Source organism: Haladaptatus ordinarius (assembly GCF_054177595.1).
The window spans coordinates 1-9,416 of sequence record NZ_JBPEHH010000125.1 but is presented as its reverse complement, the minus strand read 5'-3'; the positions used below and the strand labels follow the sequence as shown (position 1 = coordinate 9,416).

Annotated in this window: 13 protein-coding genes; 8 read left to right on the top strand and 5 right to left on the bottom strand. The window is 61.9% G+C overall.

Annotated features, from left to right (window positions below):
- The 5 genes from ACR3FF_RS23725 to ACR3FF_RS23705 form a co-directional block, all read left to right on the top strand.
- Positions 1–220, top strand: a 220-nt coding sequence (locus ACR3FF_RS23725) for a hypothetical protein (RefSeq protein ID WP_458190601.1), incomplete at its 5' end; no start/stop codon positions are given.
- Complete coding sequence (locus ACR3FF_RS23720; RefSeq protein ID WP_458190600.1) at positions 220–873, top strand: BGTF surface domain-containing protein; 654 nt, start codon at positions 220–222, stop codon at positions 871–873. The genes ACR3FF_RS23725 and ACR3FF_RS23720, both read left to right, overlap by 1 nt.
- Positions 874–924: 51 nt before the next feature.
- The gene (locus ACR3FF_RS23715; RefSeq protein WP_458190599.1) at positions 925–1,917 is read left to right on the top strand and encodes a restriction endonuclease; all 993 of its coding nucleotides are present in this window, start codon (positions 925–927) and stop codon (positions 1,915–1,917) included.
- A gap of 133 nt (positions 1,918–2,050) precedes the next feature.
- The gene (locus ACR3FF_RS23710) at positions 2,051–3,697 is read left to right on the top strand and encodes a GTPBP1 family GTP-binding protein (protein WP_458190598.1); all 1,647 of its coding nucleotides are present in this window, start codon (positions 2,051–2,053) and stop codon (positions 3,695–3,697) included.
- A 31-nt stretch (positions 3,698–3,728) separates the two neighbouring features.
- Positions 3,729–4,073 (top strand): hypothetical protein, encoded by a 345-nt coding sequence (locus ACR3FF_RS23705; RefSeq protein WP_458190597.1) that lies wholly within the window; start codon positions 3,729–3,731, stop codon positions 4,071–4,073.
- A 63-nt stretch (positions 4,074–4,136) separates the two neighbouring features.
- Here the strand turns inward: ACR3FF_RS23705 and ACR3FF_RS23700 are convergent, their stop codons facing one another.
- From ACR3FF_RS23700 to ACR3FF_RS23685, 4 genes are all read right to left on the bottom strand, one after another.
- Positions 4,137–4,814 (bottom strand): HAD family hydrolase, encoded by a 678-nt coding sequence (locus ACR3FF_RS23700; RefSeq protein ID WP_458190596.1) that lies wholly within the window; start codon positions 4,812–4,814, stop codon positions 4,137–4,139.
- Positions 4,815–4,974: 160 nt separating this feature from the next.
- A complete protein-coding gene (locus ACR3FF_RS23695; RefSeq protein WP_458190595.1) occupies positions 4,975–5,460 on the bottom strand; it encodes a double winged helix-containing putative transcriptional regulator in 486 nt (161 codons plus the stop codon).
- Positions 5,457–6,389 carry a methenyltetrahydromethanopterin cyclohydrolase gene (gene mch / locus ACR3FF_RS23690; RefSeq protein ID WP_458190594.1) on the bottom strand — a complete coding sequence of 311 codons (933 nt, stop codon included), beginning with the start codon at positions 6,387–6,389 and terminating at the stop codon, positions 5,457–5,459. Before mch ends, ACR3FF_RS23695 begins: the two co-directional genes overlap by 4 nt.
- Before the next feature lie 38 nt (positions 6,390–6,427).
- On the bottom strand, positions 6,428–6,739 hold the full coding sequence (locus tag ACR3FF_RS23685; protein WP_458190593.1) for an MTH1187 family thiamine-binding protein: 312 nt from the start codon (positions 6,737–6,739) through the stop codon (positions 6,428–6,430).
- Positions 6,740–6,772: 33 nt separating this feature from the next.
- On the opposite strand from ACR3FF_RS23685, the gene ACR3FF_RS23680 reads away from it, so the two are divergent.
- From ACR3FF_RS23680 to ACR3FF_RS23670, 3 genes are all read left to right on the top strand, one after another.
- Positions 6,773–7,804, top strand: coding sequence for a S8 family serine peptidase (locus tag ACR3FF_RS23680; protein ID WP_458190592.1), 1,032 nt, complete (start codon positions 6,773–6,775; stop codon positions 7,802–7,804).
- A 23-nt stretch (positions 7,805–7,827) separates the two neighbouring features.
- Entirely contained in the window at positions 7,828–8,472 is a 645-nt protein-coding gene (locus tag ACR3FF_RS23675; RefSeq protein WP_458190591.1) for a hypothetical protein, read from the top strand.
- Between the two features lie 208 nt (positions 8,473–8,680).
- Positions 8,681–9,016 carry an Ig-like domain-containing protein gene (locus tag ACR3FF_RS23670; protein ID WP_458190590.1) on the top strand — a complete coding sequence of 112 codons (336 nt, stop codon included), beginning with the start codon at positions 8,681–8,683 and terminating at the stop codon, positions 9,014–9,016.
- Here ACR3FF_RS23670 and ACR3FF_RS23665 read toward each other — a convergent pair.
- Positions 8,994–9,416 (bottom strand): IS5 family transposase (locus ACR3FF_RS23665; RefSeq protein ID WP_458190589.1); only part of this gene is annotated, 423 nt, incomplete at its 5' end. The two genes, ACR3FF_RS23670 and ACR3FF_RS23665, sit on opposite strands and share 23 nt — an antisense overlap.

Sequence of the window (9,416 nt, the reverse complement as noted above, 5' to 3'; positions counted from 1 at the left end):
GATACCTTCTCGACTCTCCGCAGCGTTCGTAGGGTTCTTCGTCTCGCTTTCGGTGTCCTTCCGGTGTGAGACCGAGCTTTTGCTGCCGCCGTTATCGAGAGAGTGGACAACTAGCGACTTTTTCGAGTCGAACTACGAGCGAATGCGGTTCCGAACGAGTTCTACGGTGACCGGTCGGAACGTATCCTGCTGGACGAAGAAGACGACGTGCTCTACCTGATGGTCGATACCGCGAACCACGGTATCGAGGTCGGCGACGAGTACGAAGTCACGTTCGAACTCGGCGAAGACAATCCTCTGGTTTCGAAATCCGAGACGGCAACGACGAGTTTCACCGTGGTCGAACGACGGGTCGAACTCGACTACACGGGCGACCTCATCGTCGTGGAGAATACGACGGCTATCGGCGGGGACACGACACTCGCGGCAGGGACGATGATAAACGTCACTGCGTTCGACAAGGGCGACGACCCGTTCTTCTGGCCGAAGACCGCGACGGTTTCGGACAATCGAACGTTCGAAACGGCGTTCGACTTCAGCGGTATCGAACCCGGGACGGAGTTCGAGTTCGAACTCCGTGACCAGCAGATAACCGTCAGAGGGGTCGTCGCAGGCACACCCACGAGGATGCCCACGACGATAACGACCACGACGACCATCACGACCACCAATTCGACCACGACGACCACGACGAACACCACGTCTACGACGGCGAAGACGCCGACCGCCACGGTGGTTCCAACCGAACGACCCACCACCCCCCAGACGGTGTCCGAAGGCGGTCTTCCGGACTTCGACGGTCTGGTCGCACTCGTCGCACTGGCGGGGCCGCGGTGCTCGCCATCCGGCGAACCTGACTGTACTATAAAATAATTTATATAATATTACTGAAGATACCAGTACGAACAAACGCTCTCCATGCACATGACCCAAAAGATAGAACAGTCCGCGTTCGCCGAATTCGTCGCAGCCCTGTGGGAAAAACAGGGGTGGCAGACGCAGGTAACGACGAAATCCGGAAAGTCGTTCGTCGTACTGCACCGCGCGGGTTCGGAGGGTCTCATCTGGGCGCGGGCAGCGACCGGTGACGGTGTGAGTGGAAAGGCACTCCAGCAGTTCGTCACGGTCTGCAAGCAGTACGAAGTCGAAGAAGGTGCGGTCGTCACGCAGGGGACGTTTACCGACGACGCAGAGAAGATAGCTTCGCAATTCGGTGTCCAACTGGTCGATGGCGAGAAACTCAAAACCATCATCGAGGCGCGAGAACTCCACGACCTCGTCCACCAGTTTGCAGACGAGGGTGGGGACAACGAGAACGACCAGGCGGCCGACGAGTCCACGGACGAAGACAACGGGTTCTTCCTCCCGATTCCGGCGGCCGTTCCACCGAAGGCGGCCGCTGGCGTCGTCGTGGCCGTCCTCGCTATCGTTCTGGCCGTCGTCGTGCCGACGATTCTCGGAACCGGCGGCACCGTCGAGGAGGCGGGATGGAACGTCACGGCGGCGTCCACGACACCGGACAACGCGACCGCTGCGCTCGACGTCCAGTGGAACGCGAAATGGGTGGACGAACTCGACCCGAAATCGGGTGACGAGGGCGTCTATCGTCCGAGAGAGGGCGAACCGTTCCTCCTCGTCAGCATGAACGTCACGAACGCTGGGAGTGATCCGGTCGGATTGAAACCACAGCAGTTCGCACTTCGGTCGAACGGAACGCTCTCTGGCCATCAGCCGCTCGTCAACGCCAGCGGTTTCACCCCGACCGTGCTCGAAGCGGGAGAGTCGGTGACCGTCTGGACGGTCTTTTCCATCGACAACGACGCGACAGAGGCGACTATCGAGGTGAGCGAGCGAGCAAACGGAAGTGGTCTTCGTGTTCGCTTCGTCCGCGATACCGAACTGTCACCTGCCCTGTAGCCCGCCGTCGCGTGTTCTCCCGCAGAATGGCCGCTGGGTAGTTCACGCTCTCCCGTTCTCTACATAGCAATCTGGAGGGATTGGAACTGTAACACGGGCAAATCTTTTGACCGGTCGGCCCCAACCCGTTCTCATGAGCGCTGACCGCGCCGCCTTGCAGCGCGCTCTCGACCGTGGAGAGCAGGAGGGCGGCAGCGTGGAGTTCAAGGAACGACTCACGAGGGAAATCCACCTCGCCGAAGGGCGAATGGAGAGTCTCGCCGCACAGTTGCGTCATCGCGTGCTCTCGGGTGACGGCGAGGCGACGTACGTCGTCGGCGTCACCGACGACGGCGGACTGGCAGGCGTCGACCCCGACGTGTTCTCCGAAACGATGGACGTGCTCTCTCTCCTCGCAGAGGAGGCTGGCGCACACATCGAAGACGTTCAGACGTGGGGTATCGACGACACCGAAGCGCACACGCGAGCGACCACCCGAAACGGCAGTGGCGGACTCGTCGGTATCGCCACTATCCGCGAGGGGGCCGTTCTCGATACCGACAGCGAACACATCGTCGTCGGGACGGCGGGTCACGTAGACCACGGCAAGAGCACGCTCGTCGGTAGTCTCGTCACCGGGCAACCGGACGACGGTGAAGGGAGTACGCGCGGCTATCTCGACGTCCAACCACACGAGGTTCAGCGCGGTCTCAGTGCGGACCTCTCCTACGCAGTCTACGGGTTCGACGAGGACGGCGAGGCCGTCCACATGGACAACCCCCACCGAAAGTCAGACCGAGCGCGCGTCGTCGAGGAGAGCGACCGTCTCGTCTCGTTCGTCGACACCGTCGGTCACGAACCGTGGCTTCGGACCACGATTCGCGGTCTCGTCGGCCAGAAACTCGACTACGGCTTGCTTACCGTCGCCGCGGACGACGGCCCGACGAAGACGACGCGCGAACATCTCGGGATCCTGCTGGCGACCGAACTTCCGACCATCGTCGCCATCACCAAGACCGACATCGTAGACGAGGAGCAAGCGAAGGAAGTCGAACGCGAGGTCGAACGACTGCTCCGTGAGGTCGGCAAGACGCCCCTCCGTGTCGAACGCCACGGCGTCGACGTCGCCATCGAGGAGGTGAGCGAGGACGTGGTTCCCGTGCTGATGACCAGCGCGGTCACGATGGACGGACTCGACGCACTCGACGCCATGTTCGAGCGACTGCCGAAGACGACCGCCGACAGCGGCGAGTTCCGGATGTACATCGACCGAACCTACAGTGTGACCGGCGTCGGCGCGGTGGCGAGCGGGACCATCAACTCCGGGTTGGTCGAGGCCGGCGACGAACTCCTCATCGGCCCGATGCCGGACGGTGAATTTCGGGAAGTGGAGGTTCGTTCCATCGAGATGCACTACCACCGCGTGGACGAAGCGAAGGCGGGTCGAATCGTCGGCATCGCGCTCAAGGGCGTGCGAGAGGCCAACATCGAGCGCGGGATGGTCTTGCTTCCGGCGGACGCAGACCCCACGCCAGTCCGCGAGTTCGAAGCCGAAGTGATGGTGTTGAACCACCCGACGCGCATCGGAACCGGCTACGAACCCGTCGTCCACGTCGAAACGGTCAGCGAAACCGCGGTCTTCGAACCCGACGGCGGACACCTCCTACCCGGCGACAAGGGGACGACGAACGTTCGGTTCAAGTTCCGACCCTACCTTGTGGAGGAGGGCCAGCGATTCGTCTTCCGCGAGGGCCAGAGCAAGGGCGTCGGAACCGTAACCGACGTGACGTCGGTCGAGTAGACTTATCGTTCTCGCACCTCGATAGCGGTGTATGCCGAGAGCACGGTTCGACGTGACGACAGTTGCGAAACTGTTCGCGTCGCTTCTCTTGGTGGTCGTAGTCCTCTCCGTGGTCGGTATGGTTGCCGAATCCGGTGTAACTGGCTTGTTGCAGGTGATCGTTCTCCTGTATATTGCGGTCGTTCTCTTCGTAGGTGTATTCCGTGACGTGACACGAACATGGCGGTGGCGAGTCGCGTTTTTCGGTGGCGTGGGGGTCTGGTCGGCGACCGATTATCTCTTCGGAGGCGGTGATCGGTTTTCCTTGCTCTTGGGTCTGGCAGGGTTGGTCATGCTCGTTGGCGTCAGCTACGATTATCTGCAAACCCGCGAGTAGGGAGACGACCTGCGTGACGATTTCGCGCATCGAACCGGAGTGGTTCCGTCTCGATATATAAACCTACGCCCGCTCCCACGGACGGTCGCCGAGCGGATGGAGCGTCTCGAACGCGAAGTCCGGCGTCGGGTCTGGTGTCACGCTGGGGTCGGCAGGTACCCACACCGCCTCGATTCCGGCGGCTTTCGCGCCGGAAACGTCCGACACGAGGGAGTTGCCGACGTGAATCGCCCGCTTCGGTTCCGAATCGAGCTCCGAGAGCGCGTGTTCGAACGGTTCCGGATTCGGTTTCGCAGGGGTGTCGTAGCCCGCGAACACCACCGATTCGAAGTGGTCGTCGATTCCCAGCGCCGCCATCTTCGTCCGTTGCATCTTCGGTGCCCCGTTCGTGACGATACCGAGTACGTGGTTGCGCGCGAGGGTTTCGAGGGTCTCAGGTGCTCCTGGGAGGTAGCGCACCCGAGAGTGGTCACGAATCTCGGCGTACTCGTCCGCGATAGCCCGGCCGGTCTCCGCGTCGTATCCCTGTTCGCTCGCTATCGCCGCGAAGCAGTTGGCTCGCTGTTCGTCCACGCTCACCCCTCTTTCGAGAAACTCGTCGTAACGGGCGTGATAATCCGGAATGTCGAAGAACTGCTCGACGCCGACGGTTTCGAACGACGCCGAGAGAACCTCGTGTGAGTCCTGTTTGTACTCCAGCAACGTATCGTCCAGGTCGAAGAGAACTGTGTCGACGGTCATCGAGTGACCGTACGTGTCGTGGCGACAAAAACGAGGTGCTGTACGTACGTTTATATATCAAACTGGAACCAGTCCGAATCGATGGTCACGGATTCGTGGTTCCGATTCGACTCCACGACACGAGACGTCTTCGCCGACCGACGCAGGCTCGCCGACCGACTCAGACCCGCCGAAACCCTTCGTCTGTGTGCTCTGCGAGTCCGAGCAGCACCGCCCACTCGAGGAGGTTTCCGACGCGCTCTCGCCACACTTCCTCCACCCTGCTCGGGTCCTTGTGACGCTCCCACGTCGGAATCTCCTCGCGGAAGTGGTCGAACACCTGTTCCTCGGAGAGCCGTTCGTGTTCGGAGAGCAGGTCGAGCACCGTCGTCGCGCCGTACACCCGCGTCTGGAACGCCTCTGCGAGTTCGTCTCGCTCGGGGTCGGTGCGGAGACGGACGAACCCCGACTGGGTCTCCTCGGCCAGTTCAAGCGCCCGCAGGAACGTGAGCCACGTCCGGGCCACGTCGCGACTCGAAAAGTCGAGTCGTCGCATCAATCGCGCACAGCAGTCGTCTTCCGTTCCGGGCACCAGCGGGACGGCGCACTGGGCGTCGGCGACGAACGCGATGTCGTCGGGCGCTTCGGGAACGGGTTTGAACTTCACAGGTCGAAACTGGCCGCGAGCAGGTTGTCGTTCGTCTCGCCGAGGACGTGCGTCGGACCGTCAACCACGTCCACGGTCACCTGTGCCGGGGCGAAGACGCTCTCCGGAATCTCCTCGAAGTCCCACCCTGCGTCGTTGAAGAAAGTCTCGAACGGCGTGCCGTACTCGTCGCTCACGGTCGACGGGAGTTCGTCGAACCGGTCGAACTCCTCGCGGACGGTCAGGTGGACGCGTCCGCCGTAGGCGAGCGCGTCGTTCGTCCGACCGATAGCGGTCGCTTCGTCGTAGCTGACCGGAGCGGCCGGGGCCGTCCCCGTCGCGGAGAGGATATCGAGTGGATCGTAGCCGAGTTCGGTCAGCCGAAAGACGGCGAGTTCGGCGGCGCGAGAGGCGACGCTGACGCTTCCGGTGAGGCTACCCGTGGCGAACGTCGGCAGGAAGACGGCGTTCGGTTCCACGCCCGCGAGGTCGGCGACGTGTTCGGCGACCGCTTCGTTCGGCAGCGTGTCGGACTCGACGGCGAGCACGGCGAACTCGAAGGCGTCCGTGTAGCCGACGCGCTGGAACTCGCTCTCCTCGGCGACCAGCGCGCGTGCCGGACCGCTCCCGAGGCCCTCGAAGTCGTCGACGGTCAACTCCCATCCCGCTTTCTGCGAACAGAGGAGCGCCAGTGCGGGATGGTCGGTCGAGAGTTCGACGGCCGGGAGGGGTGCCCCGGCGACGTCGTCCATTTGGGTCTGTACGGTCGCCAGTCCGGCGGTCTGGAGTTCTGCGAGGAGGAGTCCGGCCTCCATCCCCCCGTCGGCTTCGATTCCGAAATCGAGGACGGTCGCCTCGTTGTCCAGTTCGTACGCGGCGACGTTCAGTTCGTCCGCGAAGTCGATGGCCTCGTCGACGAGTTCGAGGGCCATCCGATTGAGACTCTCCATGCTTCGGGATTGGTCGTCGTCCGGTAAACAGTTCCGGGTTAGCGGTCGCGTCTCGCTTCCCTGCCCAGTGCGTCCTCGACTGCCGTGACCTTCTCGCTGGCACGCTGGTCGCGCGTGCGCTTGTCGTCGATTTTGAGGAACGTGCTCACGCGGTCGCCGTCGACCGCTTCGTGGGCCGCCTGCGCGGCGGCGAACAGTTCGTCTACCGAGTCGGCTTCGATGACGGTTCCCATCGGATTCGTTTCGTACGAGACGTCGAATTCGTCCAGCGCTTCGACTGCTTTGGCGACTTCGCTCGCCATGCTGTCTTCGACGACCGGTGCGACAGAGAGTAGTGCGATGACGGTCATAGCTGAACCGTCGACCCCCTCTTACCTGATTCTGTGGGTCTTCTTCGCGCAGTCGAGTCGGTCGTCCTCGACACGAAGGTTCGACCCGCACTCGACGAGACGGGCGACGTCGTAAACGCGACCGGTGCTCGTCGACAGTACGACGTGAGCGGAAAGAACGTCACGGTGGCGGTGCTCGATACGGGCATCAACCAGTCTCACCCCGACCTTCAGGGGTCTGTCGTCGACGAGAGAGATTTCACTGGGCAAAATATCACCGACGACACCAACGATCACGGGACACACGTCGCCGGTATCATCGCCGGAGACGGCACGGCGAGTGACGGGCAGTACGTCGGAATGGCACCGAATGCCAGCCTCATCGACGCCCGCGTCTGTGACAACGGTTGTTCGTACTCGGACATCATCGACGCGATGGAGTACTCGGTGGATAACGGGGCGGACGTGATCAGCATGAGTCTCGGCGGGTCGGCGTACGCTTCCCGTTCTAACGATATTTTGGCGGATGCGATGGCGTACGCCGAGTCGAACGACGTTACCGTCGTCGTCGCCGCGGGGAACTCGGGGAACGACTATTCGAACCCCTATTCCACCGTCGAAACACCCGGTATCCACGAACACGCGATAACCGTCGGTGCGAGCGACAAATACGGGAACATCGCGCAATTCTCGTCTCGTGGCCCGACGCCGGTCGGTCGGTACGTGAAACCCGACTTGGTCGCCCCGGGTGTCGGGATTCGGAGTGCGGATGCGTCCTCTGACGGTTACGTCGGCATGAGCGGAACGAGCATGGCGACGCCCGTCGTGAGCGGGACGGCCGCACTGATGCTCGAATTCCACCCCAATTGGTCTTCGACTCGCGTGAAAAACGTCCTGAGTTCGACGGCCGACCCACTCGGATCGTACGACGTGTACACGCAAGGTGCGGGTCGAATCGATGCGGGTGAAGCGATCGGGAGCGACGTCGAAATCGCACCCGGAACCACCGATTTCGGAATCGTCGGTGGACAGAACGTCTCCAGGTCGTCACGGTCACGAACCTCGGGAACGCGACCGAGACGGTGAACGTCACCGCGACTGCGACGCGGATGAGTGACTCCACGAGCGGCATCGTCTCCCTCAATCGGAGCACTGTCACCGTCGCACCGGGAGAAACGGAGGCTTTCGAACTGACGGTCGATGCGGACAACGGAGGTGGGACGTATTCAGGTCGTCTCTCGTTCGACGACGGGAAGTACACCTCGATTTTCGGATTCGTGAAAGCCTACGAAGTGACCATTCGGAAAGACGGTATCGGTCGAACCAACACCGAAAACGACCTCGTTCGACTGCTCAGCGAGGACGGATGGGAAGTCGTCGACCCAGTTCAGTGCGTTTCGAATGGAACGGCGACTTACTACGTCTACGGCACCGGCGATTATCACGCGGTCTTGAGCGGTATCAACGAGGACGATGGTCAACCGGTCGTCGTCAGTGAGACGTTCACCGTCTCGCACGACAGGACGTTCGTGTTGGACGAGTCGAACACGGTCGAATTCGGCCTCGACACGACCGCAGCCGAAATCGACCACGGTCGACTGCTGACTCGTAACGTCGAACTGGATTTCACGAAACGAACGTGGTTGGACGACTACCGCGGCGGAATCACGGCACCGTTCCCGCGTCAGTGTCGACGACCAGCTATCGGTGTCGGTCGAACATCTCTTGATACCCGCAAACGACGTCAGTGGTGACGACTACTTCGACGTCCCGGTCGTCTCCACGTAACGAATCGAATCGACGGCGTCACCGGCCCGGCGACCTTCGAACTGAATCCGGAAAATCTCGCTCAGGGAAACGTCACGTACTATCGACAGTCGCCGTCGGGAACGTACGACATTTCGATGCTCGCACAGGAGCAGCACGGCGACTTCGTCCGACGGTAAGAACTGGACGAGCGTGATGAACCTCTCTACGCTTCCGGACGACGGAAACTACACGCTCATCGCGCGAGCGACCGACGTCGTCGGAAACGAGAACCGGACGACGGCGAACGCGACCATCGTCCTCGACAGGACTCCCCCGGAACTCGGTGCGACGCTCGAACGAGTGGATGCGACGACCGGACGCGTGACGGTGCGGGCGGACGAACCGCTCTCGACGGTCCCCGCGGTGACCGTCCACACCCCGACGGGCGTGTCCACCCCCGGCGTCACGTCGAACGGAAGCGTCTGGGAAGCGACGGCTGTGTTGAATCGCCATACAGCAATGGAATTCATTGTTTCACGGCTCGCTTGATGTTATAGACCACACACATCAGCACGATTTCTCGGAACTCACGAAACCAGGATCGCGCTCGCACGGCGAAGCCGAGCGAGCGCTTGACAGCCGAGTTCACGGTCTCGGTCATCGAGCGCTGATTGTAGCGCTGTTCGTCGATTCTGGCGTTGTGTGCGTGGTCGTAGGGAGCGAAGATGCGATGTTTGATGAGCGGGCGAATCCCGAGGTCACGAAGGGATTCGCGGAGCGATTGTTTGTCGTATCCCTTGTCGGCGGCGACAGACCGCAGATCGCCCGCGTTTCGGCGGGCGATCTGCTCGGCAAGGTCTGCGTCACTTCCCTTCCGGTTCGTCGAACAGTGTACGTCAAGGACGGCCTGCGACGCTGTATCGACGAGTTTCGTGACCTTCAACTTCTG